This is a genomic window from Lysinibacillus capsici, assembly GCF_020217405.1.
Lineage (GTDB): Bacteria > Bacillota > Bacilli > Bacillales_A > Planococcaceae > Lysinibacillus > Lysinibacillus capsici.
This window is the reverse complement of record NZ_CP084108.1, coordinates 3788906-3815863: the sequence shown is the minus strand read 5'-3', so window position 1 is coordinate 3815863 and position 26958 is coordinate 3788906. Positions and strand designations below refer to the sequence as shown.

Sequence of the window (26958 nt, the reverse complement as noted above, 5' to 3'; positions counted from 1 at the left end):
TTTTTTCACCCTGGTCGGATAAATTTAAAATCATAATACAATAAATTTCGGAACTGAAAATCAAAAACATGTCGTACACCTTTACAAACGTATTGTTATCAAGGGGTTTGATGATGTTAAGAAGTAAATTACTTGTTGGTTTAAGTGTATGTAATCATAGAAAAGACCCTTTATTTTTGAGATAAAAGGCCTTTTTGGAGATTCTATATAGTTCGTCTTTCAGTCGTAATGCGTCAAAAAAGGACCTAACCTAGATATAGGTTAAGTCTGATTTGGATTAGTCAATAATTAAGCTACTTGCTGTGCTGTAAAGGAAGTCCAAAAAGAAACGGTCCCCGTATTTACCAGGTTCGCCACAGTCAATTACTTCTGTAGGTTTTAAAAAATTGGCCATAGCGTTTTCGATTAAAACAGATAACGGAAGTAGCTTAATAGCGTTCCTGATGCGGTCTGGGTAAACATGTCCTAAAATCTCGACACCAAAAGAACCAGTTGAAATGTCTAAATTTCTACCAATACGTTTTTTGTACTCGGCTTTAATTACCGCAGCAGCTTGTAAAGGTGCGCTCGACTCATTTTTCAATAAGTTGATTAAAGCCTTATTGTTTTTTATACTTACTACTCCATTTTTGTACTCAACTGATAGTGAGTAACCAGATACTATTGTTGTTACGAATGCCATAATGCATCTCTCCTTCAAAGTGTAAATTTGTCTTACCCTAGATAAAGGGAGATTGGTCATTCAAATAGCAACCTAATATCAAAAATTTTTGAAATTCGGTAAAAATAAGTGTTAATCCTGTACGTGGTTTTATGTTTTAGAATGAATTGTATTGTCAGGTCTATGCTAGGTAAAGCAACTTGAGCATATGTACTAAATTGTAGTTGATTATAAGTAATGTATTAAATTGTGTTTGTATAGTTTTTGGAACAGAACATTAACAAAAGAGGCGATAATGAGGGGATTTTTATTTTATATTGATATAGGCAGAGAAGTAAGCATACATCCAGCTACAAAAGAACATGGTACAAATTGTTATATGTCTACTATAAAGCTACTAGAGCAACGAATTTTTACTCTACCAGAGAATACAATTCACTGGATTAAATTATGGGATTATGCAGAGAGTAAGGGATAAAGCATGCATTTTGGTTATGCCATGAACGCGGGAAAATGAGGATAAAAAGTGGTTTTAAAGTGAGTCTAAGTTATGATAAAGCTATAAATAAAAAACGAACAGAACTGCAAAGTGAGTTTGTTCGTAAAATGAACTAGGAAACTGATAAATCACAGTTACTTGAGTTCTATAAACACTTATCGAAAATTAATAATAATGAATATCTGGGTAAGGAATTCTTGAATTAATTTCATCAATAAAGCGGTTAAACAGTTCAAGATTTTCAAGAAAATCAAAAGGAGTTCCAATATCACGGGTGTTAAAAGCGTGTATGGCATTCCTTTTCAATTGGATAGATTCTACCCATCTATCCCATGCTGAATTTTTATCCCACAATCTTTCACGACTAAATTGTTTTAAATACTCGAAGCTTAAATCGTTTGGTTCAATGGCTTCGCCTCTTCTTTCCATGGGTTCCCGTATATAGTCTTCGTAATAGATACAGTAAAACAGTTTTAACCAGCCCTCTACCAACGCCCCTAAATTAGCCCACGCCAATAACAGCTCTCCATTTGTAAGAGACACTGACTTTTCATGCCATATTTGAAGACATTCTGTAAGTTCCTCTAACCAATCCAGTCTCGCTGCACTTAATTTAGATGCTGCACTAGGAGGGGACCATCCTTCAGAATCTTTCCAAAAACTAAATATTCTTTTTGATTTTGAATTGATTTCTATTAGACAATTCAACTTTGTTCATCCCTTTCACTTAAAATTTGTGTCATATCGGAACAGTATTGTTCATAAGAATTCCATTCCAATAGGTCGATTATTTCTTTAGCTAAATTTTCATTCGTAAGCGGAATATTTAATTGTTCGAAGCAATCTTTTACATGTGTGCTATATCGACCTTCTTCAAAATGCATGCTTTGATTGCGACCTTGCCAAATAATATTTTTAATTGGCTGTTCCATGATGAGTCTACCATTAGGAGCATTTACTAATTGCTGGTGGACAATGCTAATACCTTGTTTGGCTATTTGTAAAATTGCTCCGCTAAGAGCTTTTATGGATTCTTCTTTGGCTGCTATTGCAAGTTGAGTTTCGTGAATTGCTTTATTTATTGGTGAAATGTTAGATTCATAAAATTTAAATTGAACTATATAGGATTGCATTATCTGTGTATCTGAATAATTTCCATCAGGGTCAGAATCTTGCCCTAAAAAACGTTCATATAATTCTTTGTGATGTACTTGTAGTTTTGCTTTTTTATTTTGTAAATCATTCAGTTGATTTGCTTCACTATGTATTAAAGAGATTAAATTACTAACAGCATATTCAGTTTGCGTAATGTATTGATGCATACAAACCTCCTTAAGAATTATCAGATTAATTACTCTTCATAAATTAAATTCTATACTTTTTGGTATTTCCCTTCAAAATGTTCTGAAGTGAACATTGAAATAACCTATAATAAAATTAGAAGTGTGCAGCAACTGCATTATTGTCATATCATATGACAATAATTTTATGTTACTGTTTATTTATAAAAACGGAATAATATTTCCAATGGAGGAAAGTTCAAATGGCTCAACTAACACTACAAGAATTAGAATTGCATCTTTGGAAGTCTGCGGATATTTTACGTGGCTCGGTCGATTCTGCTGACTATAAAAATTACATTTTCGGTTTACTGTTTTTAAAGCGTTTAAGCGATGTATTTGAGGAGCAACGAGAAGAAATTATCGCAGAGCATGGTGATGAGATTGGTGCGCTATTGGTAGACGACCAAGACCAGTATCAATTCTTTGTGCCAGAAACGGCACGTTGGTCTGTTATCCGTACAAAGGCAGAAAACATCGGTTCGGCAATCAACGTGGCATTTGAAGCACTTGAAAATGAAAATGCGACGCTTGAAGGTGTACTGACACCAATTGATTTTAATCGCAAAGAAGTACTAACAGATGGTGTGCTACAACGGTTATTACAGCACTTTGAGCTGCTTGATTTACGCAATGCAAACCTTTCAGAACCAGATATGCTCGGTCGAGCTTATGAGTATTTAATAAAAATGTTTGCCGATGATGCTGGGAAAAAAGGTGGCGAGTTCTACACGCCTTCAAAAGTAGTAGAGCTTATCGTCAAGCTAATTAAGCCAGAGGAAGGGATGCGCGTTTACGACCCAACATGTGGTTCAGGCGGGATGCTTATTCAATCTGTTGATTATGTAAAGTCAACAGGGGGTAATCCACAGTCTTTAACGTTATATGGACAAGAAAAGAACTTAGGCACGTGGTCAATTGCCAAGATGAATTTATTACTACACAACCTACCTGACCACCGCATTGAAAAGGGTGATACGATTCGTACACCGAAACTTGTAGAAGACGGTGAAATTATGCTGTTTGACCGTGTAATTGCCAACCCACCGTTCTCGCTGAAGGAATGGGGACGTGAAGAGGCAGAGCATGACGTCTATGGGCGTTTCCAGTACGGCTTACCACCGAAAAATGCAGGAGACTATGCATTTATTCAACATATGATTGCATCATTAAAAGCAAATGGTATGGCTGGTGTTGTTATGCCTCATGGTGTGCTGTTCCGTGGCGGTGCAGAAGGAAAGATTCGTGAAGGTCTATTACAGCCAGATACGGATTTATTAGAAGCAGTAATTGGCTTACCATCGAATTTATTCTATGGAACAGGTATCCCGGCGTGTGTACTTATTTTTAGCCGTGAAAAAGATGAGAAACGTAAAGGTAATGTCTTGTTTATTGCAGCGGAAGACCAATACCAAGAAGGTAAAAACCAAAATACATTACGAGATGAAGATATTACTAAAATTGTCACTACGTTTGATGCATATGAAAACGTTGAAAAATACGCGCGTGTGGTGTCATTAGAAGAAATTAAAAATAATGACTATAACTTAAATATTACACGCTACATCGATAAGTCAGAGGAAGAAGAGCACGTGGATATTGCATCTGTTCTACAAGAAATTCAGGCAATCGAAGCAAAATGTAACGTTACAAAAGCTAAGTTAAATGAATACTTACGTGAACTTGGGGTAGGTGAAATTTAATGAGCGAAGTACGTAAAGGGTATAAATTGACCGAGCTTGGGGAGATACCGATTGAGTGGAATATATTAACTTTGGGTAATGTTTCTAAGCGAATTACTACCAAAAATAAAGGATTAATTTCCGAAAATGTACTAACAATTTCAGCACAATATGGATTAGTTAGTCAAACTGAATTTTTTAATAAAAAAGTAGCGAGTTCGAACTTGGAAGGTTATTACCTACTTGAAAAAGATGATTTTGCATATAACAAAAGTTATTCAAAAGGATATCCTATGGGTGCGATTAAACCATTAACTAGATACGATAATGGTGTTGTTTCTACGCTCTATATATGTTTCAGATTAAATAGTGAATTAAATACAATGTATTTTAAAAATTATTTTGATTCGAATTTATGGCATAAAGAAGTTGCTGAAATTGCCCAAGAAGGTGCAAGAAATCATGGTCTTTTAAACGTCGCCGTTAATGAATTTTTTGGTATTAAAATAATTGTCCCCACTGTTGAAGAACAACAAAAAATCGCTTTAATCCTTTCAACAGTAGACGAGCAAATTGATGAAACCGAGCAGTTGATTGTAAAAACACAAGAATTAAAAAAAGGTTTAATGCAGCAATTGCTAACAAAAGGAATTGGACATACAGAGTTTAAGCAGACCGAGCTTGGGGAGATACCGAATGAGTGGAAGGTAGTTAGTTTCTTTAATGAAATTGAGGAAGTGTATGACTATCGTGGAAGAACGCCTAAAAAAATTGGCTTGGAATGGGGAAATGGAAATATTAGAGCTCTTTCTGCAAATAATGTTAAGAATGGATATATTGATTTTGATGCGGAATGCTACTTAGCTTCAGAAGAACTATATAGAAAATGGATGACAAAAGGTGATTTAGTCAAAGATGATGTTTTATTCACTATGGAGGCTCCTTTAGGAAACGTAACATTAGTACCTGATAATAATAAGTATATTCTAAGCCAACGTGTAGTAGCATTTAGAACATCAAGCAATTTAAATCCTCACTTTTTTGTACAATTTCTTCGCTCAGAAAAGTTTAAAGAATTATTGAATACGTTTGCTACTGGTACAACAGCAAAAGGGGTGAGTCAGAAAAATTTAGCTAAAGTACAAATTTTATTGCCAAATTTAAAAGAACAACAAAAAATCGCCTCAATCCTTTCAACTGTAGATGAACAAATCAAAGTGTATGAACGGGAAAAAGCAAAATACGAGGAACTAAAAAAGGGTTTAATGCAACAACTTTTAACAGGTCAAATTCGCGTCAAAATATAAGTCCAAACACAAAGGGGATTTGTATGAATAATTTTCAAAGGGTTGGGTCAATCAGTAATGCGCATATAGGACGTGATTTTGAGGAAGCAGCCCATGTGTATTTTACGGCACAAGGCTACCAAATTATAAAGGATGTCGCTTTGCCGATTGGGCTTGAACGTAAGAAAAATCACCGCTTTGATTTAGGAACACCTTCATATGCAGAGGGAAAAATCATTATAGAATGTAAATCACATCGCTGGACTTCGGGAGATAATGTACCAAGTGCAAAGCTGACCGTTTGGAACGAGGCGATGTATTACTTTCATTTAGCACCAGCAGACTATCTTAAAATCTTTTTCATTTTACGTGATTATAGCAACAAACGTAACGAAACATTAGGGGAATATTATATCCGTACATACGGGCATCTCATTCCGAGTGATGTAGAAATCCTGGAATACGATGAGGACCATCAAACTGTGCGTGTACTGTAGCGGGTAATTGGCAGGTGAGTGTTGATGAATAAATTAGAATATAAAGAGGTAGAGTTGCCGTTTATTGAGCAGTTAAAAGGCTATGGTTATATCCATATGCAAGGTCCAGAACTGGATAAGGAGCGCTCTTCTAAAGCGGCGATTGTGCTTGAGCAGCGTTTTGCTAAGGCTATTCGTGCGTTAAATCCTTGGATAGACGATAGCAACGTAGAAAAAGTAGTGAAGCAGTTTGTTTCACATCAAGCGGAAGATACATGGCACGCCAATAAAACGATTTTTGAATGGTTATTTGGACAAGGTATTTCCGTTATGCAAGATTTGGGTAGTGGTAAGAAAAATCAAACTGTTACATTGTTCGATTTTGAACAACCTGAAAACAATGAGTTTCTTGTCGTTAATCAGCTAAGTATTGAAAATGCAAACGGCTCAATTCGTCCGGATATCGTACTGTACATAAACGGTCTACCGCTTGTATTAGTCGAGTGTAAAAGCCCGAAATTACAGGTGGATAAACAGCTGCTAGAAGGAGTACGTCAGTTTGAACGTTATATGCAAACGAACGACAAGTTATTTTGGTACAACCAAATTTTAATTGTTACAAGTCGGGACCGAGCAAGAGCAGGAACGGTATTTGCCAAGGCGCAGCACTATGGCTTATGGAAGGACCCATATCCTTTAACATTAGAGGAAGTAGGCACTACGCGAGCGCAAGAAGTGTTAGTGTCGGGGATGCTTCGTAAAGAGGCAGTGCTTGATTTAATGCGTAATTTTATTGTCTTTGATGGCAAAGTGAAAAAGCTAGCACGTTATCAGCAATACCGTGCTGTAAATAAGGCAATTGAACGTATTTTAACGGAGGATAAGCCAGCACTTCGAGGTGGTGTTGTATGGCATACTCAAGGCTCTGGTAAGTCACTGACAATGGTTTACCTTGCGATGAAACTGCGTCGTCAAACGAAACTTCAAAACCCTATGCTTGTTATCGTGACAGACCGTCAAGATTTAGATGAGCAAATTACAGCGACCTTTACGCAATCCGGTTTCCCAAATCCAACGCAAGCTGCCTCTGTAGCGGATTTAAAGCAACAGTTAGCAAAAGGTGCAGGTAGTACTGTTATGACGCTTATCCAGAAGTTCCAAGGTGATGACGATAAGCAGTTCCCGGTCATCTCGCAATCACAAAACATTATTGTCATGACCGATGAATCGCACCGCTCACAGTATAAAGGTTTAGCGATGAACATGCGTAAAGCTTTGCCTAACGCAACTTTTATCGGTTTTACAGGTACGCCAATCGAAAAGGAAAAGCGTTCAACAACTGGAAAGTTCGGTGCTTACATTGATAAGTACACAATTGAACAAGCGGTTGAGGATGGTGCAACAGTAGCTATTTTTTATGAATCACGTTTACCGAACTTACATGTAAAAGGGGATTCACTAGATGAACTGTTCTCCCGTTCGTTCCATGAGTATGATGAGGACACACGAGAAAAAATTAAACAAAAGTATGTAAATGATGAATTACTGCTTACTTCACCTGACCGAATGCGTGAAATTGCACTTGATATTGTGCGCCATTATGAAAGCAAAATCATGATGAACGGCTATAAAGCACAGGTAGTTGCAATTTCTCGTCATGCAGCGGTGGAATATAAAAAGCTCATTGATGAATTTGCGGCGGGTCAATTCGAGACCGCTGTTATTTTCTCTGCTGGTCAAAACGACTCCCAGGAAATGCGTAAATATCACATTTCAAAAGAAGAAGAGAAGAACCTAATTGCTCGTTTTAAACAGCCAATGGACGAGGATAAGCTCGCGATGCTCATCGTCTGTGATAAGTTGCTAACAGGCTTTGATGCTCCAATTGAGCAGGTGATGTATTTAGATAAGCCGTTAAAGGAGCACAACTTATTACAAGCTATTGCTCGAACAAACCGTAAATACGATGACAATAAATCTTATGGGTTAATTGTTGATTATTTTGGTGTTTCTCGTTTCTTAGACCAAGCATTAGAAATTTTTAGTGCAAATGATGTGAAGGGTGCATTGCAATCCATTGATGATGAACTACCCCGTTTAGAGCAACGGCATCGTGCAGCACTACGTTATTTTGACGGTGTAAAGCCAGCTGACTTAGAAGAAGCGATTCTGCGTTTAACAAATGAAGACGTTCGTGCAGACTTTGACATTGCGTATAAGCGTTTTGCGCAAAGTATGGATAAAGTATTGCCAAGTCCAAAAGCGGAGCGTTTTACGGGAGACTTAAAGCGTCTAGGAGCGATTCGTCAGCTCGCGAAGTCTCGTTTCGCGATAGATGACGGAATGGATATTTCCGAATGTGGTGAAAAAGTACGCCGTCTTGTGCAGAACTACTTATTTACAGAGGGTATCGATGCACGCGACCCGGTTTCGATTTTAGATGTATCGTTCAAAGAGGAACTTGAAAAGAACGTAAAGCCTGAAACGAAAGCAGCTCAAATGGAACACGCCATTAAGAAAGAAATATCAGTTCGTCTAGATGAAGATAAAGTATTCTACACATCACTGAAAGAAAAAGTCGAGCAGCTTATCGAAAAGTATAAAGAGCGTCAAATGACCATTTTCGAACTGTTAGAGAAGCTAGAAGAAGCAAGAGAATCCATCGTGACCAAAGTTAGCGGAAAGACCGAAAGTGGCTTAACGAGCTTGCAGGAACCTTATTACAACAAGCTCCTTGAGGTACATGAAGAAAGTGAATCATACAACTTAAAAGAAATTGCCGTTAACGTGCATCATTTTATAGAGGAGACTGTTTCACCGATTAGTGATTGGTCCTCCAAAACTGATTTTAAGCGTAAGCTGACGGCTGATTTAAAGGTTAAGCTGCTCAAAGAAAAAATGTCGATGAGCGATGCGTCGATGCTAACAGGATATTTTGTAGCATTGGCGGAGAATCAGTATGGGAAGAAATGATAAATATTTTTAGTAAATAACACAGTGAGGAACTTCGAATGGCTAATAATGAATTAAAGACTTTAAATGAAATTTTTAATAATAGCTTTTATAGAATTCCAGATTATCAACGTGGATATGCATGGCAATTAGAACAACTTGAGGATTTTTGGGAGGATATTGAAAATCTCAAAGAAGATAAAAAGCACTACACTGGCTTAATTACTGTCGAAAGTATTAAAAGGGAGTCGGTCGAGCACTTAGAAAAGTGGCAAGATGATTTATGGATGCTGAATAAAGGTATGAAGGCCTATTATGTAATCGACGGACAGCAAAGATTAACGACAGTTATTATGTTAATTAATGCAATTTTAAGTCGCTTTAATGATGATGAAGAGATTAATTTTGAGGAAAAAAGAGATTTACTAAAGCGTTTCTTATTTCAAAAATCAGGGCAATATCAGTCTTTTGTATTTGGTTATGAAAAAGATAACCCAAGCGATGAATTTTTTAAAACTAAAATCTTAAATCAACCTTCTATTACAGCCTCAAGTGTTCCAGAAGAAACGTTATATACAGCAAATTTAAATCGTGCAAAAGACTTTTTCGATAAGAAGCTAAAAATTTTTTCGAAGCAAGACTTGGCTTTAATTTATAGAAAAGTAGTAAATAACCTTAAATTCAACTTATATGAAATTGATGATGATTTAGATGTCTTTATTACTTTTGAGACGATGAATAATCGTGGTAAACCATTATCTAAATTAGAACTTCTAAAAAATAGATTAATTTATTTAACAACACTTTTACAAGAAGATGAAGATGATAAAGCGAAATTACGTAGGGAAATTAATGACGTTTGGAAAACTGTGTACGAATATTTAGGGAAAAATAAATATAATCCTTTAAGTGATGACAATTTTTTAAGAAATCATTGGATGATGTATTTTAAATATGACAGAAGTATTTCAGAAGCTTATGCAGATTTTTTATTAAATGATTATTTCACACCCAAAAACATTTTGCACCAAAATCGTGATATTACAATAGGTTTTAGTGAAATCAAAAACTATATAGACAGTATTCATAAAAGTATTCAAAAATGGTTTTATATCTTTAATCCCGGATTATCACCGTATGGAATAGAGTTGAAAGAATGGCTATTCAAATTAAATCGATTAGGTTATGGAGCATTCGGTCCATTAATTTTAGCAACCTTAAATAAGGAGTTTGAAGAAGATGAAATTATTCAACTTTTGAAAAGTATGGAAAGATTTCAGTTTCTTGTATTTAGGTTAACAAGACGAACATCGAATACAAAAAATAATCATTTTTATCGATTGGCGAATGATTTTTATCACGATAGAAATTCGTTGATACTCCAATCCATTATTGAAGATATTGATAACTTAACAGATGGAGAAGATGATGAATATTATTATGGCTGGTTCGATATTGATAAATTTGTAGATTTTATTTCTGACCAATATAAAAAGGGTAGTGGGTTCTACAGTTGGAACGGTTTAAAATATTTTTTATATGAATATGAGTTACACTTAAAAGCTGTTGCACAAGGAGATGCAAAAGTTAGTTGGGATAGTATTGCGAAAAAAGACAGCATAGAACATATCCTGCCTCAAGAAAGCGGAGAAAAATGTTGGGCAGATACTTTACATGGCTATTCGGAGAAGCATAAGTTCAATATACTACACTCACTCGGTAATTTAGTTATTATTTCCCAATCTAAAAATTCAAGTTTACAAAATAAATGTTTTGAAGATAAAAAGAAAAGACGAGGAACAGATGGTAGTTACTTCGGTTTTATAAATGGTTCGTACAGCGAAATTGCAGTATCACAGTATAAATCATGGACACCACAGACTATTTTAGAACGTGGGATTTTATTATTAGAGTTTATGGAAGAACGCTGGGATATTATTATCGAAGATAAAGAAAGACTATTACATTTAGATTTTATTGAGCAATTAGCAAAGTTATAAACCTAAAATACCGTGTCTACACAACGATATATAAGCGTAGTGTAGACACGGTATTTTTAAATATATAAAGTCTTGCCATTCACCCGCAGCCATTCTTTCCGTTCCTCGTAATCCCCAATGAGCATCCCTAATGTAATCCAAAATTCTTTGGAATGGTCCATATATTTTAAATGTGCTAGTTCATGCGCTAATACATAATCAACAATTGAAACGGGTGCAAGTAGTATGCGCCAATTGATAAGAACCTGTCCATTTGCTGTGCAACTTCCCCAGCGCTGTTGCTGGTCTTTAATCTTAATCGCACTCGGTTCCTGTTGTAGCTTTACTGTAAAGCGCGTGATGCGATTCCGTACGAATGCCTCGCCTTTTACTTTCACCCAATGTTCATAAAGTGGTAAGAGAATTTTTCGATGGTCTTCTTCCGCTGTATCTTCGGGCAGTTTTGCTATAAATACACCATGCTGAAATATAAACGATGGATATAATATAGACTTTCCTTTTTCGATTTTCAAACGATATTGTCGACCTAAATAGGGTAGTTTTTCACCTGCTAAAAATAAGCGATAGTGTATACTATCGTTCATTTCGTTAAAATGCACTAATTGTTTACGAATCCATTCCGCCTTTTGGTAAACAACGGAAGCCACTTTCTCTTGAGGTGTATCTGTCGGAGCTGTCACATAGACACCGTTACTATTCACCGCGATTGCTATGGTCTTTCTTCGATTGCTCCACTTTACCTCATAGGGAATTATAGCGTTGCCAAATTGAATACTATGCAATGCGTATCCCTCCAACCGAGTTATTATTAATTTATTTTATCATGAAGCGACGTTTAGTGGTCTCTAATATGTTTTTATAACCTTTGAGAAGAATTTATTGTAGTTCTTTTTGGGAATTATTTACCGAAAAATTTTGAAGCAACTATTTAGGCATTTTATTAAATCTTAAAAATTCATAAGGTGTGAACAAGCTTCAAGGCTTGATAATACTAGTTTTTCAAACTTTAAATCTTAAAAATTCATAATAATAATAAAACAGAAGGGGGAGCGGAGGGAGGAGGGGCTTAAACAAATGTCGATTAATTTAAAAATTATACCTAAGAAGTGTTCAACCGAATTTTTAGAAGGTACGACCACTTTTTGTCCGCAAAAGTAATTTTTTTTTTTATTATACCTTTAACAGAAAAGCTAAATGAATTGAGGTATAAAAAATATGAAAACAACTAAACCAATTTCTCTCCCAATTTTTAATGAAAAACAAATTGATAAGCAATTAAAAGGAATATCTAAATTTTTACAATCTATTTATCCGTTTTTAAAAGAGGACGCTTGGAATAAGTGTGCCAAAGAGTTGCGACCTCTTAAGAGGGATGTAAATGCCAGATACATTAGAAGTTATAATACCTGGAGATTGCAGCAGAAAGATAAAGATGAGCTACGTAAGTTTTTACAACGTATCAACGGTCAAGGTTATTGTGTCTACTACAGTACATTTGCCTTTCAATATCATAAAGAGGTAAAAACTATAGATGGTAAGATAATGCAAAAAGGAAAAGTAAACAATCAAAATGCTGTGTTTACTTGTATTTTGCCGATGGATTTTGATGATATAACTCCTGACGAGTTTCTGAAAGAAAAGGAAAAATTACAACGATTAGGTATTGAAACAATTGACATTTTTACTGGGCATGGTTTTCAATCAATTATACTCTTAGAAAAAGGCGTGTACGATACGAAAATTCTAAAAAAGTTTACTAAACTCCTTATTCAAAAAGGCTTTAAAGTTGATAGTACCATTAGTGATGCCGCGCGTGTCATGAGATTACCATTTACTTTTAACTCGAAAGCACTTGATAAAAAAAATAAGTATTATCAAGAAGGAAGTAGAGAAGTCATACCGGTTTGTATTAGTAATTGGACTGAAAATCGATATGATGTTGTGGAAGTATTTAATAAGCTACACACCATGCTAGATGTAGTTGATAATCAAATAGATATATTAGAATTACAAACTGTGGAGAGAATTGAACAGAAGCCACTTTTGAATTCCGAAAGAAAGCAAGAAGAAATAGAGAAAAAAGAACTAGCATATTATCGGGAACAAGCAAAATTAAATAAACTTGTTGAAAAAGGTACATCTTTATATCCTGCAGTGTCCTTTGCAAGATTACCTTTAGCAATACAAAAAATGCTGATGGGAACAAAAGAAGGGATACGTAACGCTACTTTGATGTTCCTCATTCCGTTTTTCAAAAATACTTTAGGGCTTAGCCTAGAACGCATCATAAATATATTAACAGTTTGGGGAGAGATGTGTAATCCAATAATTGATGAAGCAACAATTAAATCAGAAGTGAAAAGATTATATCGTTATAATAGTGAGGCTAAATATGGAAAGTATACACCAGAAATGGTGGAAGTATATGGTTATTTAGATTTCGATAATTTTTCTAAAAAAGGAAAAGTTATTTTACCTAATATGTTATTTACTGAATATGCGAATTTACCCGATAACTCTATTCGCATCTATTTAGCGATGCATATTGCAAAAGAGAAACATGGTTTATCCAATTTCAATTTATCGAAATTATTGCAAATTATAGATGTATCAACTTCAACTTTACAAAAAAATTTAAAGCCTCTACTACAGAATCAATTAGTAGTAAAAAAACGGAGGAATCGAAGAGAGGGAAATAGCTACGAATACTATGTAAATCCGTATTTTAATACAGCTGATGGATTTACAATGATTCCAATAGATATAGCTGATTGGCTGTTAAAAAAACTCTCTGGAAGCGAATTAAAGCTATATATATATTTAGTTAGAGCAACAGGTAACTTGGGAGGAGAATGCTGGGAAAGTCAAAAAGAATTAGCTAAGCATTTAGGAAAGAAAAGTCAAACGTCGATGTCGAAGCTTACTCAAAGGCTACATGACAAAGGCGTTATTTATAAGGAGACGAAATGTGTTCGTAATGTGCCACATACTATCTATCGCTTAATAGATTTAAAAGAGAAAGCGAGCTAATAAGATTAAGTATGAAAATTTCATGGGGGATGATTTATTCATACTTAATAATTTATTACGGTGTTGGAGAGAGATAATATTCCCCGTTATTATGCCAATCGACAATTTTCAAAGGATGAAAGTGTGCTATTACATTATTTTTAGAAATAGGAGAGGTAGATTTAAAGCCACCGCTAGTGTCTTTGTTTTGAATGTTATCTTCCAAACATTTAAGATACTCGGTAGGAATAGTTTCAATTGGTACATCAATTGAAAAAATTGTAGGTATGCCATGATTTTTTAATAGTTGATGGATTGTTAAATCTGCAGCAATACCTTGTATAAATTCACTTCCATAAATCATATAATGCCCTGCTGTTAATAGTAATTCTTTCATTGAAGAAGTGAACCAAATACTTTTTTCTTCAATAGTTTCTGACTGCCAATGTTTTTCAAATACCTCTATAATGCGTTTTTTAGCCACGAAGGTATCTTTTAAACGAAATAATGTTTCATGTAGTAATCGTTCCTTATTAATCATTTGAATGCCTTGGGAGTAGTAAGTATGTATGTCTAAAGGACGACAACCATGAAAGCCACGGATATGTGTAAATTGATTTTCAAAAGTAAAAGATTGAGATATTCGGCTTTTTATTAATTCATCAATAATTGCTACTTTTTTCAAATTAAATTCCTCCTCTGAAAACAAGATTTTAATAGTTATCTCGGAAATTTTAAAGGTTCAACAACTTTTCTTTGGATAGCTAATAAATAATTAGTAAAGTGTGAATATCATTAGAAAGGGGTTATCTTTAGTTAGATAACCTCCGTAATGCTTCACCATTTTTCTCTAAAGCTTTATTTATACTTGCTTTAATTTTAGTAGATTTATCAGTGCTCGTTTTTGGTTGAAGACCTTGATTTACTTTTTTGTCCTCGGTCATGATAGTATCACCTCATTTTTAATGTTGTATTTAATGTAATAAGATAATAAAACAAAAAGCAAGCAGAATCATCTACTTGCTTTTTGTAAATTATGCATCCGTTAAGCTATTAATTATTGTAGTTAATATTCCTTCTTTTTGTTCAGAAGTAAGTGCTGAACCATTATAATGCAGTTCTTGTATCAAGAAAAAATCGTGTAAGTTCATAGGCTGTATAAGTTTTGATTGTAGGTCCTCGTCTAAAAATATTTTAGGACTTGCATTGAGTGTTCTACACAAAATTGAAAATAAATTTAAACTAATATTAGTATTGATGTCATTTTCCAACATTGATAAAAATGAGGCGGTGATACCTGCTTTATTTGCTAATTCGTGAAGCGAGTAGCCACGGTTCTTTCGTAAAATTTTAATAATTGTCCCAGGGTTTAATTTTGTTGTTACTTCTACTGTCAACATCATTTCCTCCTTATATTTCTCACATAGAGAATCCTCTGTTCTTAAAATCAAACTATTATAGTTGAGATATTGATGAATTATTCATTTGCTATAAAAGACTTATTAAAGTATTTAATATGTTTTAAATCAGGATGATATTAAAAGCTAATGACTACCTATTGTTAAGTTATAAAAGATTCATATAAATGATAAATAGCTACCGTTGAACGGTAGCTAAATAATACTAAGACCTATTTGAAATATTGTTAAATATTACATGTAGGGAAATTGCCTTTTTTAAATTGTGAACTAATGCATCAGCATTTAGCACTGAACTGAAACAGAGAGTTGCTAATCGTTCGATACTTAAACTATTAAAGTAGTCTAGTCTATTTTGTAAATGCTTCTTTTCAATACTACATTTACATTCCCTTAAATCTATCTGTATCTCTCCAAGTAATTGATTGCGAATATTTTTGATACGAGCAATATGTGACTCAAGTAATTTAATTTTAATTTCTTCTCCTTTTGCCATGTTGTAACAACTCCATTTTTTTAGAATGTTATATTATATAAAAAAATATATTAGATATAACGCTATAGATAGTGTTATCTAATTAAATTTACGCCAGCAAATACCTCATGTAGCACGTTGAGGTTGAGTAAGTCAATTTCATTCATTACCGAGTTCTCGCAAAGATTGTTAAATGTAGAATTATTATAATAGTACATTTCTGTTTTAGCATCCCCTACAATGATTTTGAAATGAATGGTAAAGCCCTGTGGCGTATTAAGAAGAGAATCAAAGTAATCTCGAATTTCCTTTAATAGTTTCTCAAGTTTCGCGACATTTCGATATTTGTTATTAATATCAATTATATAAATGATGGGACCATGTAGTTTTACTCTTTTATCAAAAACGGTGTAAGCATCAGAATAACGCCACCCTCCGATATAGACGTCTCTTGATTGGATGGCATTAAGGTTAAAATCGTAATAATATATGCTTTCTTTAGTAAGGGGGCGCTGATTTAATCTGTTAATGTTGTTCTGTCTAATTTCTTCTAATAGTTCTAGCTCTAAACGAATTTTTTCCCATCCATTCTTGTAGAAAGGGTTTTGCAACAAAGGTTTTAAAATATGATGGTTACTTTTATCCTTAGCTAGTAGTGTTGTGTAACTTTTTATCATTTCGATATACTCATCTATGTCCATATCGAGTTCACGTTGATTCAAGTTATAAAGCAAAATGGCATTAATAAATGCACTTTTTAGCGCTTTAGTCGTTGTAAATTTAATACTAGCGGTGTTTTCTCTTGATTGTGCGCTTAAGAAGTAAATACCAAACTTTTTAAGACGTAAAACTTGTCGATTACAGTAGCGATGAATATGGATAATGTCTGCATCTTTTAATGTTGCTATTGCAGTAGCGATTTGTTTCTCCTTCAAATGATAGAAATATTTCAAATACTGTTTTAACTGCGTTCTCCACATAACGCCTTTTCCTAGGTGATGAATTATTTTAATAATGTTTATATGTTCCTTAGCAATCTTTTGTTTATATGCTATTGATGTCATAATGACGCCTCCCTTCATCTTGTATATTTCATTTCGATTTGGCAATTTAAGGTATCAGCAAAAAGCAATTTTGCTAAAATGTCCTCAAATGTATAATTGCGAGTAATTACTTCAAACAGTTGTAACTTTCCGCTAGCTTTATAAGCTCCATCTGTAGCACCAATCTTTTTATCTTCTATTAGACTAGCTATCTCATCTGCTTTTTCATAATCCTTTAGTTGTTCATAGCTTTGCAATGTATGGTAGAGAACATTTTGTAGCTCCTTTTCTGTCTTCCATGTTAGCCTTGCTTCCAATGGCAAAGACATGTACTTCTTCAATATCTCAATATCATGCATTACGGATGCAGAACGATACCATTGTCCAGATATACCAACCTTCAACGCTAACTTTTTACCTTTAGCAGTTAGAAAATAAACAAAACAGTTTCTATTGCCATTTAGAAAAGTAGAGGCTTTTTTTATTAGCCCACCTTTTATAAATACGGATAGGCGATGCTTGGAAATGTAGTTAAGGATGTATTCTTGAAGAAGCAACCCGCAAGATTTGAATGCATGTAGTAAATCAAATTCATGTTTAGTAATTGCTTGGATAGTTGTTATTTAAGCCACCTCCTTTCATATGCTGTGTTTCGAGAACGAGAATAAATCTTTAACCTGTTATCTCGTGCCTGTGTTCCTGTTGCTGATATAGCAACATATTGTATGGGAGCATAGGGGGAGTTATAACTTTTAGAGTTCATTTTTTTATGTTTAAGAAGTATTTAGAGCTAAAATAGTGAGGAAATAGCAGAGTAAGATTAAGTATGATTTTTCTTACTTTAATAGAGGTTAAACATATTTGTGTATCACAAAAGTAATATTTAGTTAAGAAGTTGTGTATGATACAAAATCAAATTAGATGTGGAGGTGAAAATGTGAATCGTTTTGAATATAGAAAGTTACCAGTAGAGGAACAAGTGAATTGGATAAATGAAGAATTGCGAAAGCAGGAGTTAAAAAATATAGCAGCTGAATTAGGTATGTCTATCAGTACACTAACCAATGGTATACGGGCAGCAGGCTTTAAATTTGATAGAACCGCTAAACAGTATGTAATTGATACATTAAATAAAATAGACGAAGATAAGCAAATAATGGCTTATTTACATGAACATTTTGCTGAATTGCAAATGCTGGTAGAAATGCAATGCTTTAAGGTAAATCAAGATGTAAAACTGGATAAGAGAATAGGTTCTATAGGTGCAAAGTATGTGGCTAAGAGTGTCAAAGTTCAAGATAATATATACGAAGAATTTGAAGAATTATATAAAACAAAATTTCATCAATGGAAGATGCAAGATGTTATGACGCAAATGATGTTGGATTTTGTAGAGAAGTACAAAAAGTAAATATTAGTGTAATTATCTGTACTTTTAGCTGTATGTTTATACTGGATTGTCATCTTTTGAACGTTTATATAATGAAAAAATTCAAAATGAGAATCATTGCAAATAACATATTTAAAACTAAATAATAACTGAATGAACAAGATAACCCGGTCTAAATAAGTAGAATTCATACTCAATAAGCTCATGTTCATTCAATTACATAGCTTCGCAAATTTTTCTTGTGTCATAAATGCAACAAATGACATTCATTTACCAATTAGTCTACTAGAACTCTAGTTTCTCATTTGATTTACAATGTTTTGTAATCCAGTCAAATTCCCTTTATTTAAAGTTGAGTAATAATCTATATGTTTTTGTACAGCATTTAGAGCATTTTTAAAGTTATCCTCACCAAAATCTTGTCTTATACTCTCAAGCAAAAATTTATTTGTACTATTATTAAACGCTCTTTTATATTCTTCGCCATCCATCATAGCTAGAAATATAGTAATAAAAGTCTGTGCTGAACCTTCACTCATACCTGTAACTCTATTAATTTCGTTTTTTCCTTCATTTCTTGTCATGTGTCCATAGAATATCTTTTTTGCTATTTCATAAGCGCCTCTACTCATTTCCATTGTAATTTTCATTTATATGTCCTCCTTAATATTTTCACTATTGATTAGGTTTTTTGAAATGTATAAAATAAGGATATAATGACCTTTTGTTTTTCCATATTATTCTTTAACCAAATTTCCATATTAGCGGTAATGTGTGACTCCCCTTTATAAATCCCTTTAGATAATATACCGATTAAATCGGTCTACATAGTCAGTAGCAGATTTTTCACTTAATCTATATACCTGTATTAATTGATTTTTAAAGTTCATTATAATCTCTCCCTTCTTTATCAGCCTATAATTCATTGTACGTGCTCATAATCAGTCTCCTATTTTCGTTTTAATTTAACAATATATATTTTTTATAATACTGAATTAGTTATTACAGTACTTTTAAATAGATTTCAAGTTCTAAAATGTTGCATATTTGGAATTTAATAATTGTTATTTTTTTATATTTTATTCCAAAGTTGTAAATGTTATTATTTACCTATATATCAATTTAAGGTGGAATTTATTATGGATAAGGATAACAAACTTGAATTTGAGGAATTATTGAAAAGTATAATTGAGGCTTTGACAGAGTCGAGTATGCCAGAAAAAATTAAAGGTGAGATATTAAACGAGTTAAATGAAATTAGAGGTTTTGCTTTAGATTCACGTGCGCCAAGAATTATGATAGTAGGTAGAAGGGGTTCGGGCAAATCTAGTTTAATTAATGCAATTTTTAATAACTACGTAGCTGAAACAGGAGATGTAAAAGCTCAAACAGGTAGAGGCAGTTGGCATTCTTATAAATCGGAATTAGGGGACTTAGAAATTTTAGACACACGCGGTCTAGGTGAATCGGACAAGCCGGAAGAGTATGCAGAAGAACAAACTCCTATAGAAGAGTTAGAAAGAGCTGTAAAAGATAAATGTCCTGATGTAATATTGTTTTTATCTAAAGCAAAAGAAGTTGGGGCTAGAATAGATGAAGATATTGAGCAAGTAAAAACGTTAATAAATATTGTGAAAGAATTACATGACTATGAAATTCCGTTAGTTGGTGTTGTTACCCAAGTTGACGAGTTGACACCTAAAAAAGAAGAACCACCTTTTACTAGCACTGTTAAACAAAATAATATAAACGAGGCCGTTTCTGAATTAAGTCGTAAATTACATAACATTACACCATATGAGGTAAAAGTAATTCCTACGGCTGCGTATAAAATGTTCGATGAGAATACTAAAGAACTAGTTGAAGAAACAGTATGGAATATAGAGGAATTATTAAATTATCTAATAGAAAAATTGCCCAATGATGCTCAACTGCAGTTGGCTAAATTGTCTAAAATAAAATCTGTACAAAAAAAGTTAGCAAGAAAATATGGTAAAAGGATTTCTGTTTTGTGTGGGGGAGTAGGGGCTGTGCCTATTCCGGTAGCAGATTTACCTGTAATCACCGGTCTGCAAACTACGATGATACTTATTATCGCTGCGATTAGTGGAAGGAAAATAAATAAAGATTCAATTAAAGAATTTATAGGTGCATTAGGGGTTAACGTTGGTATTGGATTTGCGTTAAGACAAGTTGCTAGACAATTAGCGAAATTGATACCAGGTGCAGGGTCAGCAATTTCTGGTGCAGTAGCAGCTGCAGGAACATTAGCCTTATGTGAATCTTGCATTGCTTATTTTATTGAAAATCAATCTTTTGAAGAAGCTAAGGCGAAATTTAATTCAGAGCTTGAGAAAAATAAAGAGAAGATGTGATTCTTTTTGAAAAGCGCGGTTTAGGATATTTTTTGCTATATACGCTAGGTGTTGTCACCAAAATATATTGGTGTAACTGTAGAAAATGTAAAGGATAAATTAAGTGTTCTTTTAAAAATTGAATGGTTCATAAAAATTTATTTTAAATTTCTATGTTTTATTTAAATAATCTAATTTCCTATTGATGAAAATTGAAGGTTGTTATTTTGAGGAGGATTTATGGATTATAATAATTTTGATATTAAATATGAAGAAGAATTTAAGAAACTACACGAAATAATTAAGGGATTAATAAATTCAAAAGATACTACTATGGTTTCTCGTATAATAGATACTATATCTGAAAATGAATACTTGCTTTGTTTTAAGTTAAAAGATGAATGGGCTATAGATAAAAGATACCCATATTACAGTCTTTTTATGGATGAATCTAAAGGAACGATTCAGAAGGACTGTAATATTAATCAAGTTAAGGGGCATAATTGTTCGGAGGTATATCATAGAGAAGTGATATATTCGAACATTTCTCGAGTACTTCGTTCTATTAGGTATATAGTAGAGGGGAAATGCGAGCCTTTAAATGTAGTTGAAATTGATAACCAATATTTTATTATAGATGGGAAGCATCGCTATACTGCACATTTATTGTTAAATCAAGAAACGTTTCCTGCGAATGTTGATGTGCTTGATTATGAAAATGAAATATCAAAATATATTTTATTAAAAGATTTTGATATGAGGCATCGTTGGGTAGCGAAATCAGATATATTAGAGGAAATCGTTAAGATTCCTAAAAAAGGTTTTTGGGAATCTAAAAATGAATATTCAAAAAAAGTAAAAAGAATTGCACTATCGATTTGGGATAAGGTGGAGCAAAAATGTTTTTTTAATACAATGCCCAATGATGAAAGAATTAATACAATAATTGAACGATTTGGCATATTCGAAATAGAAAAGATAGAATTCGTAAATTTTTTATTAGAGAAAGTATATGCTAATCGAAAAGAAAATGAGTTTGAGTTATATGCTTTATTTAATGACATAGCTCGAGCGAAAAAATTCTAGTTTGCATTAAATTAGACATCATAAATAATACTGCTATACCGTTTTCCATATAAACCATTAAGTTGTTAAAATGTTAATTGATAAAAATTCATAAGCAAACACGCTACCTATTGAAACAATAGCTATAGTTCGGTCTCAATTGACAAGAACACAGGCTTGTTCATTGCGTATCTCTCTATGCTTAAATTTGCAGCCTTGCTTACATGAATTACGCCCTTTTGGAATTATATGTGCTTGTTCTATATTAAAGATACGACAATGACTAAATGGTAGATTATAAATCTATTATTTTATAATCGATAAAGCCAAAAGAAGTATTACTTCTCCTGGCTTTAAGCTTAACCTCTATTTTTGTTATGTCGGCTAGGTAACCGAAGTTCCCAACGAATCATATCGCCTAAAATCGGGAAAATATCGTTATGTTTGCTTCCTAGTCGCATCCATTGAGTTTGAGATTCAAATTGACCAATATCACGATTACCAGTTGAATTGTCGGGTAAATATTCGTCTAAATTGTTTAAATTATATTTAACAACTTCTTCTTCTGATAATTGATAATATCGCCAAATAGGATTGTTATGACTAAAGTCTATAGTTTCAATGCCATCTAATAATTGCTTTAAATATTCTTCGCTTTTAAAACGTCCAAAAGCGAAATCGTAAGTTAATTTTGCCAATGCTTTAAGCATAACTGGTTGAGCTAGCAAAGTTTTAGTTTTAGCACCTTCTTGGCCAAAGAAAGGCATCTTTGTGATTCTATCCCAAAAATCTCTAGCAATATCTAATTTTGGCTCTACTTGTGCTGGAGTTGCACCAGTAATATTAGTTTTGTTTAAAAGAAGATGAGCATTTACTGCAACAATGTCTTTACGAGTAATACTACCATCATCTTCATTCCAATCAATTACATCCTTCAGAGAAATTTTAATAAGTTCAGTTTCAACAAGTTCTTCTTTAATATACGCATTAACGGGATTAGAACTATCAAAATCTAATGCTAAGCTTCGTTCTACCTTTTTTGATAAGTTATTTAAATCATGGAATAATTGACGTTCTTCAATAATATCCAGTCCTAAATGGACTTCTAAAGTAACTTTACAAGCCGAACGAATCATTTCATAACATTGTATCCATACTTCCATTTCATCATTTGGTACAGTTCTGTCATCTCTATTGTGTGGAAAAAGTTTATTCTTTTTAGGTGGATATTTATGGTCTTGTCGTATTTCCTCTAAAAATTCAATTAATAACTGTATTCCCTTACGACGATGTTGTCCATCCACTATGTATAGAATATCCCTCTGACTTAACCATAAGCGTATACCCACAACCTCATTTTCATTAGTTACTATTTCAATAGCCCTTAAATTACTACCGTCTTTTCCTGCCGTGCGAAGATTTGCTACTAGAGGTTGAAGAGCCATATATGGTTGTTCGCCTAGCATTTTTTGAATTGAATAATATACTTCAGGTGCTTTAGTATTATTTTTTTCAAATTCCATAATCACTGCTGAAACTATGCCTTTCAAAATAAAACTAGCCAATTTTGTGGCATGGGTCATATCTAATTTACGTTGAGCAATAGGCTCACCTTCTCGTTCAGCTCTTTCATTGGCAACATCTGACATTCGATAAAAGTCGTACATAGGTAACTCCATAACTAGAGTTACATTCCCTAGATTATTTGAAATTTGTGCCTTAACTTGTAAATCCGAGCTTTGAGCTTTGTTTACTAAGGTGTTTAAGGGTTTAGGGGTTAAATTAGGTGTTTTGTTTAAGTTCATAATAAAGCTCCTTTTAAATGAATGATTTGATAATATATCAAAAGTTCCAGGATGTAAATAACTTTTTGATATTATATAAAAAATATACCCAGGGAATTTTTATAATTCATTACCGCTCCAAATTGCTTTCAAAATTTATCAAAATGAATAAAGAAGGCTTATTAGAAAATTCATGTTGTACTTACTAATTAAGTAATAGTCCATAATTAACATAAATTTATAATTGACCGGCGAGTTTATTACATAGGTGGTAAATATGTTGATAGGGGCTATAAAATAAATGTGGTTATCTATTTAGAGTTATTAAAGCCCATGTCAGAAAAATATCAATAAAATAGAAATTAAGATAAATTTTATAGTATAGAAAGAAGAGTGAATATTTGGAACAAGGCTTGAAGCAGCTAGTAAACGAAGCAATACGGGAGGAAGACCTGTAACTGATGAAAAGGTAAAAAAGAAGGTTAGAGCCTTATTTGAAGCTGGATAATGTGCTAAACATATTGCAAAGGAGTATGGGATTGGACGTAATAGAGTTTATAAAATTTTAAAATCGCAATAGAATATTGAACAAAAACATAATATGGTATATGTTGGAGTAAACATTTTTGCAAAGGAGGAAATAATTTGTTTATCTATTTAGATGAAATAATGTCATTAAATTCAACTAATGAATTAGTGAAATATATAGGAAGTATTTATTCAAATTCACAAGAAGCATATATTCCAGTTTTAATTAATGAAGGGAATTATATTAAAGATTTAGAAGCGGATTTCTATTTAAAGTTAGTTATTAAGCACAAGGAAATCGATATTAACAAAACATGGTTAATGAATAATTTACATTATGGATTACCTATAGAGAAAGATATCTACAATCTAAATAAATCCAGATTAGATGACCTTTATATTCATAATTTAATTGTATACAGAAATTATAAGAACTCTAATATTTATCAAATTAACCCACTACTAACATCATCTGATTATTATCAAGAAGAAGGCGTAAAAAATTTAAAATATGTAGAAGGAAGTTATAGTGAGGAATATCACCAAAATAATAGAGAGTCAGTACTAACTTATAAGAAAAAAGGAAAAGATGAGTATTTAAATATTCTAAAAAAAATGCTTTCTGGATTCGTAATCCATGAGCAACAAGAATGGGAAAATGTTTATGAATTAGTAGTAGAATTTGAATATAGAAATAAAAATCATGCCTTTATGGAAAATGATTTTGTTGAAAATCCAAATGGGGTATTAGAATTTTCAAATTCAGAAGGTTATGGGCTATATGTTAAAGGTAGCATTAAGGTACCATTAATTCTGGAAAGTTCCAAACCTAGAAACATCAAAGTAATTGATTTAGGAACACATGAAATACGAAACCATAATCCTAACAACTATAATGGTGATACAGATGAAGGCTTTGTTATTTTTTCTTCAGATGTTATTTCTATATTAGAAGATTATTATTTCTTTTATGGTATTGAAATGATAGAAAAGGAAAATGTAGAAAATACATTACTAGTTGATTATTTAGGTGATAAGGTAGTTTTTTGGGAAGCCGAGTACAATAAATTATCTCAAAAAATTAAAGATAAAATAGACAAGTATAATATCACTATTGATGTGAGTAAGGACAGATTTATAAGTAAGGCTATGTTTACTATGCAATTAGAAGCTTCTTGGAATTGGGATAAGGAATTAGAGCCAGATAAAAAATTAGGTTATGATATAAAAAATTTAATGTTTGATAAAGCTATTAATATTAATTTGAATTTTATTTACCCTAAAAATACAAATAAACTAAAAGAGTTTATAAATTCCATAGAAAATTTAACGAATATTAAACTAGAAGTTTTTAATACAAATGCTAGTGATGTTGATACATTATTGAAAATCCGAGATGGAAGATTAGAAGGTTCTCTTGAGTCGGAAAAAATAGTAGAACTTTATCTAAAATATTGTTATGCAATTTCAAAAAAATTAGAAGGTGGCATATAAATGGATATTGAGTTCTATGTCGGGCAAAATGGTGCTGGAAAATCAACGGCATTAAGAAAAATAGCTAATAAAAATTTCAATTCCCTTTATGTAAATGAGGAAGGTTTACCAACCTTTTCGATTAAAAAGCCACGTGTGAAAATAGATATAGAGAACAAAATGTATCATTATATTAATGATTTGGAAAGAGGTAACAATACTCAAAATAAATTATCTTCAGAACCCATAGATGAGAGATATATTTTATTATTGCAAGAAGCTATCACACTTAAATCTAAAAATGATTTGTTTAAAGATAATATGTCTAAGGGACAAGAAAAATTTTCAAATTTATTATCTATATTTACGGAATATAATTTTAACAATTTGGATTATATCTGTTTAGATGAACCTGAAAATTTCTTAGATGAAGATTATATAAAAATAATTGCTAGATTAATTTTAAAATTGTGTGAAGCTGGTCTTAAAGTTAGGATTGCTACGCATAATGTAAGGCTTTTGACAGAGTGTAGAGCAAGTATAGAGAAAATAATTGTTTTGAAGAGGGGCACTAAAGAAAGTGTAGAATATCGTGTAGATATTAATAAAATTGAGCAATTGATGAGAAATGTTAGTGAAAATGTATTAGCGTTTGAAGATAGAAGCTACCAAATTAACGAGAAAATGAAAACTAAGCTGAAATCTTATGAAAAGCCTTCTTTATTTAAAGCTTTGATTTCCCAAACTATTGAAAATGAAGATTTTTATAAATGTTTGTTTAATAAAGTAGTGATTCTTGTTGAGGGAGATTCAGAAATTGTTGCTTTAAAGTCTATTAAACATAGGTTTGAAAGTTCAGTAGAGTTTTTTACACCTCATGGTAAGGTATATTTACCATTTTTCACAAAGTTATTTAGTGAATTAGGTAAAGATGTAATTGTAGTGATTGACGATGATTTTAGTGAAAATGAAACTTTACCTAAAATGTTAACGAGTTATTTTGAAAAAGAAAAGAGCGAAGGACAATTAAAGTTGTTGGTACATAGTCCGGATTTTGAAAAGCATTATGATGTACCATGGGAAGCCATTGCTAATGAAGTAGGGTTACAAAATGGGAGATTGACTGGTGAATTAAAGCCTATCGTTGCTATGATTTATTTTGATAATGAAGAGAATAGGGACAGATTATATAATAGCTTTTTAAAAATAATAGAAGCAACAGATAGTGTCTATGAATTTAGCTAAAAAACTAAAGGCTACTTTAAATTAAGAAGCAGCCTAAGATTATCTAAACTTGTAATTTAAAATGTGTATTTTGTTTGTTAGTTATGATGTTATGCTTAACCGTAATATCAATAAGGTAGTAAATGTAAAAAGAGATTTTTAAAAAATATCAACGCTCTTTAGATTGTAAGTGATTGAGTTAGGTAATAAAGAAAAAAATACCACCATCTAAAAATCTTGCCTCCGTAAATTTTTTAGAACCTTGGTCAAAACCTTGGTCAAAGATTTTCATAAGTAGC

At 32.6% G+C, this 26958-nt stretch carries 24 protein-coding genes; 12 read left to right on the top strand and 12 right to left on the bottom strand.

Annotated elements, in window-relative coordinates:
• Positions 1-277: 277 nt before the first annotated feature.
• Positions 278-682, bottom strand: coding sequence for a hypothetical protein (locus LCP48_RS18885; protein ID WP_225340451.1), 405 nt, complete (start codon positions 680-682; stop codon positions 278-280).
• A gap of 274 nt (positions 683-956) precedes the next feature.
• Between LCP48_RS18885 and LCP48_RS18880 the strand changes: the two genes are divergently transcribed.
• Entirely contained in the window at positions 957-1139 is a 183-nt protein-coding gene (locus tag LCP48_RS18880; RefSeq protein ID WP_225340450.1) for a hypothetical protein, read from the top strand.
• 186 nt (positions 1140-1325) lie between these two features.
• Here LCP48_RS18880 and LCP48_RS18875 read toward each other — a convergent pair whose 3' ends face one another.
• Positions 1326-1868 carry a hypothetical protein gene (locus LCP48_RS18875; protein WP_225340449.1) on the bottom strand — a complete coding sequence of 181 codons (543 nt, stop codon included), beginning with the start codon at positions 1866-1868 and terminating at the stop codon, positions 1326-1328.
• Positions 1865-2482 (bottom strand): hypothetical protein, encoded by a 618-nt coding sequence (locus LCP48_RS18870; protein ID WP_225340448.1) that lies wholly within the window; start codon positions 2480-2482, stop codon positions 1865-1867. The genes LCP48_RS18875 and LCP48_RS18870 overlap by 4 nt, the downstream gene beginning before the upstream one ends.
• A gap of 221 nt (positions 2483-2703) precedes the next feature.
• Between LCP48_RS18870 and LCP48_RS18865 the strand changes: the two genes are divergently transcribed.
• The 5 genes from LCP48_RS18865 to LCP48_RS18845 are packed head-to-tail and all read left to right on the top strand — an operon-like array spanning position 2704 to position 10896.
• Entirely contained in the window at positions 2704-4203 is a 1500-nt protein-coding gene (locus LCP48_RS18865; RefSeq protein ID WP_225340447.1) for a type I restriction-modification system subunit M, read from the top strand.
• Entirely contained in the window at positions 4203-5489 is a 1287-nt protein-coding gene (locus tag LCP48_RS18860) for a restriction endonuclease subunit S (RefSeq protein WP_225340446.1), read from the top strand. Before LCP48_RS18865 ends, LCP48_RS18860 begins: the two co-directional genes overlap by 1 nt.
• Positions 5490-5512: 23 nt before the next feature.
• On the top strand, positions 5513-5965 hold the full coding sequence (locus tag LCP48_RS18855; protein ID WP_225340445.1) for a hypothetical protein: 453 nt from the start codon (positions 5513-5515) through the stop codon (positions 5963-5965).
• 24 nt (positions 5966-5989) lie between these two features.
• On the top strand, positions 5990-8917 hold the full coding sequence (locus LCP48_RS18850; protein ID WP_225340444.1) for a type I restriction endonuclease subunit R: 2928 nt from the start codon (positions 5990-5992) through the stop codon (positions 8915-8917).
• Between the two features lie 38 nt (positions 8918-8955).
• The gene (locus LCP48_RS18845; RefSeq protein WP_225340443.1) at positions 8956-10896 is read left to right on the top strand and encodes a DUF262 domain-containing protein; all 1941 of its coding nucleotides are present in this window, start codon (positions 8956-8958) and stop codon (positions 10894-10896) included.
• A gap of 56 nt (positions 10897-10952) precedes the next feature.
• On the opposite strand, the gene LCP48_RS18840 is transcribed toward LCP48_RS18845, so the two are convergent.
• Positions 10953-11678, bottom strand: a complete 726-nt coding sequence (locus tag LCP48_RS18840; RefSeq protein WP_225340442.1) for a M48 family metallopeptidase — start codon at positions 11676-11678, stop codon at positions 10953-10955.
• Positions 11679-12111: 433 nt separating this feature from the next.
• On the opposite strand from LCP48_RS18840, the gene LCP48_RS18835 reads away from it, so the two are divergent.
• The gene (locus tag LCP48_RS18835) at positions 12112-13926 is read left to right on the top strand and encodes a helix-turn-helix domain-containing protein (RefSeq protein WP_225340441.1); all 1815 of its coding nucleotides are present in this window, start codon (positions 12112-12114) and stop codon (positions 13924-13926) included.
• A gap of 55 nt (positions 13927-13981) precedes the next feature.
• Here LCP48_RS18835 and LCP48_RS18830 read toward each other — a convergent pair whose 3' ends face one another.
• From LCP48_RS18830 to LCP48_RS18810, 6 genes are all read right to left on the bottom strand, one after another.
• Complete coding sequence (locus tag LCP48_RS18830) at positions 13982-14590, bottom strand: hypothetical protein (RefSeq protein ID WP_225340440.1); 609 nt, start codon at positions 14588-14590, stop codon at positions 13982-13984.
• Positions 14591-14717: 127 nt separating this feature from the next.
• Positions 14718-14849: a hypothetical protein gene (locus LCP48_RS23375; protein ID WP_263643091.1), complete on the bottom strand. Its 132-nt coding sequence runs from the start codon at positions 14847-14849 to the stop codon at positions 14718-14720.
• Positions 14850-14939: 90 nt separating this feature from the next.
• A complete protein-coding gene (locus LCP48_RS18825) occupies positions 14940-15302 on the bottom strand; it encodes a helix-turn-helix domain-containing protein (protein WP_225340439.1) in 363 nt (120 codons plus the stop codon).
• A 226-nt stretch (positions 15303-15528) separates the two neighbouring features.
• The gene (locus LCP48_RS18820) at positions 15529-15819 is read right to left on the bottom strand and encodes a hypothetical protein (protein WP_225340438.1); all 291 of its coding nucleotides are present in this window, start codon (positions 15817-15819) and stop codon (positions 15529-15531) included.
• 74 nt (positions 15820-15893) lie between these two features.
• Positions 15894-16862, bottom strand: a complete 969-nt coding sequence (locus LCP48_RS18815; protein ID WP_225340437.1) for a hypothetical protein — start codon at positions 16860-16862, stop codon at positions 15894-15896.
• A 14-nt stretch (positions 16863-16876) separates the two neighbouring features.
• Complete coding sequence (locus LCP48_RS18810) at positions 16877-17245, bottom strand: hypothetical protein (RefSeq protein WP_225340436.1); 369 nt, start codon at positions 17243-17245, stop codon at positions 16877-16879.
• Positions 17246-17778: 533 nt separating this feature from the next.
• On the opposite strand from LCP48_RS18810, the gene LCP48_RS18805 reads away from it, so the two are divergent.
• Entirely contained in the window at positions 17779-18252 is a 474-nt protein-coding gene (locus LCP48_RS18805) for a hypothetical protein (RefSeq protein ID WP_225340435.1), read from the top strand.
• 272 nt (positions 18253-18524) lie between these two features.
• On the opposite strand, the gene LCP48_RS18800 is transcribed toward LCP48_RS18805, so the two are convergent.
• Positions 18525-18881 (bottom strand): hypothetical protein, encoded by a 357-nt coding sequence (locus LCP48_RS18800; RefSeq protein ID WP_225340434.1) that lies wholly within the window; start codon positions 18879-18881, stop codon positions 18525-18527.
• A gap of 489 nt (positions 18882-19370) precedes the next feature.
• Here LCP48_RS18800 and LCP48_RS18795 point away from each other — a divergent pair, with 489 nt between their 5' ends.
• Both LCP48_RS18795 and LCP48_RS18790 read left to right on the top strand, forming a co-directional pair.
• Positions 19371-20606 carry a GTPase family protein gene (locus tag LCP48_RS18795; protein WP_225340433.1) on the top strand — a complete coding sequence of 412 codons (1236 nt, stop codon included), beginning with the start codon at positions 19371-19373 and terminating at the stop codon, positions 20604-20606.
• Between the two features lie 219 nt (positions 20607-20825).
• A complete protein-coding gene (locus tag LCP48_RS18790) occupies positions 20826-21671 on the top strand; it encodes a ParB N-terminal domain-containing protein (protein WP_225340432.1) in 846 nt (281 codons plus the stop codon).
• A gap of 338 nt (positions 21672-22009) precedes the next feature.
• Here LCP48_RS18790 and LCP48_RS18785 read toward each other — a convergent pair whose 3' ends face one another.
• Complete coding sequence (locus LCP48_RS18785) at positions 22010-23455, bottom strand: DNA sulfur modification protein DndB (protein WP_225340431.1); 1446 nt, start codon at positions 23453-23455, stop codon at positions 22010-22012.
• Between the two features lie 624 nt (positions 23456-24079).
• On the opposite strand from LCP48_RS18785, the gene LCP48_RS18780 reads away from it, so the two are divergent.
• Positions 24080-25456, top strand: coding sequence for a hypothetical protein (locus LCP48_RS18780; RefSeq protein ID WP_225340430.1), 1377 nt, complete (start codon positions 24080-24082; stop codon positions 25454-25456).
• Positions 25457-26680, top strand: coding sequence for a TOPRIM nucleotidyl transferase/hydrolase domain-containing protein (locus LCP48_RS18775; protein WP_225340429.1), 1224 nt, complete (start codon positions 25457-25459; stop codon positions 26678-26680).
• The last annotated feature ends 278 nt before the right edge of the window (positions 26681-26958 follow it).

Coding starts and splice junctions, on each gene's coding strand:
- LCP48_RS18785 (WP_225340431.1), bottom strand. CDS start 23,455: ATGAACTTAAACAAAACACCTAATTTAACCCCTAAACCCTTAAACACC.
- LCP48_RS18815 (WP_225340437.1), bottom strand. CDS start 16,862: ATGACATCAATAGCATATAAACAAAAGATTGCTAAGGAACATATAAAC.
- LCP48_RS18800 (WP_225340434.1), bottom strand. CDS start 18,881: ATGAAAATTACAATGGAAATGAGTAGAGGCGCTTATGAAATAGCAAAA.
- LCP48_RS18885 (WP_225340451.1), bottom strand. CDS start 682: ATGGCATTCGTAACAACAATAGTATCTGGTTACTCACTATCAGTTGAG.
- LCP48_RS18775 (WP_225340429.1), top strand. CDS start 25,457: ATGGATATTGAGTTCTATGTCGGGCAAAATGGTGCTGGAAAATCAACG.
- LCP48_RS18855 (WP_225340445.1), top strand. CDS start 5,513: ATGAATAATTTTCAAAGGGTTGGGTCAATCAGTAATGCGCATATAGGA.
- LCP48_RS18845 (WP_225340443.1), top strand. CDS start 8,956: ATGGCTAATAATGAATTAAAGACTTTAAATGAAATTTTTAATAATAGC.
- LCP48_RS18850 (WP_225340444.1), top strand. CDS start 5,990: ATGAATAAATTAGAATATAAAGAGGTAGAGTTGCCGTTTATTGAGCAG.
- LCP48_RS18795 (WP_225340433.1), top strand. CDS start 19,371: ATGGATAAGGATAACAAACTTGAATTTGAGGAATTATTGAAAAGTATA.
- LCP48_RS18870 (WP_225340448.1), bottom strand. CDS start 2,482: ATGCATCAATACATTACGCAAACTGAATATGCTGTTAGTAATTTAATC.
- LCP48_RS18790 (WP_225340432.1), top strand. CDS start 20,826: ATGGATTATAATAATTTTGATATTAAATATGAAGAAGAATTTAAGAAA.
- LCP48_RS18835 (WP_225340441.1), top strand. CDS start 12,112: ATGAAAACAACTAAACCAATTTCTCTCCCAATTTTTAATGAAAAACAA.
- LCP48_RS18880 (WP_225340450.1), top strand. CDS start 957: ATGAGGGGATTTTTATTTTATATTGATATAGGCAGAGAAGTAAGCATA.
- LCP48_RS18820 (WP_225340438.1), bottom strand. CDS start 15,819: ATGGCAAAAGGAGAAGAAATTAAAATTAAATTACTTGAGTCACATATT.
- LCP48_RS23375 (WP_263643091.1), bottom strand. CDS start 14,849: ATGACCGAGGACAAAAAAGTAAATCAAGGTCTTCAACCAAAAACGAGC.
- LCP48_RS18865 (WP_225340447.1), top strand. CDS start 2,704: ATGGCTCAACTAACACTACAAGAATTAGAATTGCATCTTTGGAAGTCT.
- LCP48_RS18860 (WP_225340446.1), top strand. CDS start 4,203: ATGAGCGAAGTACGTAAAGGGTATAAATTGACCGAGCTTGGGGAGATA.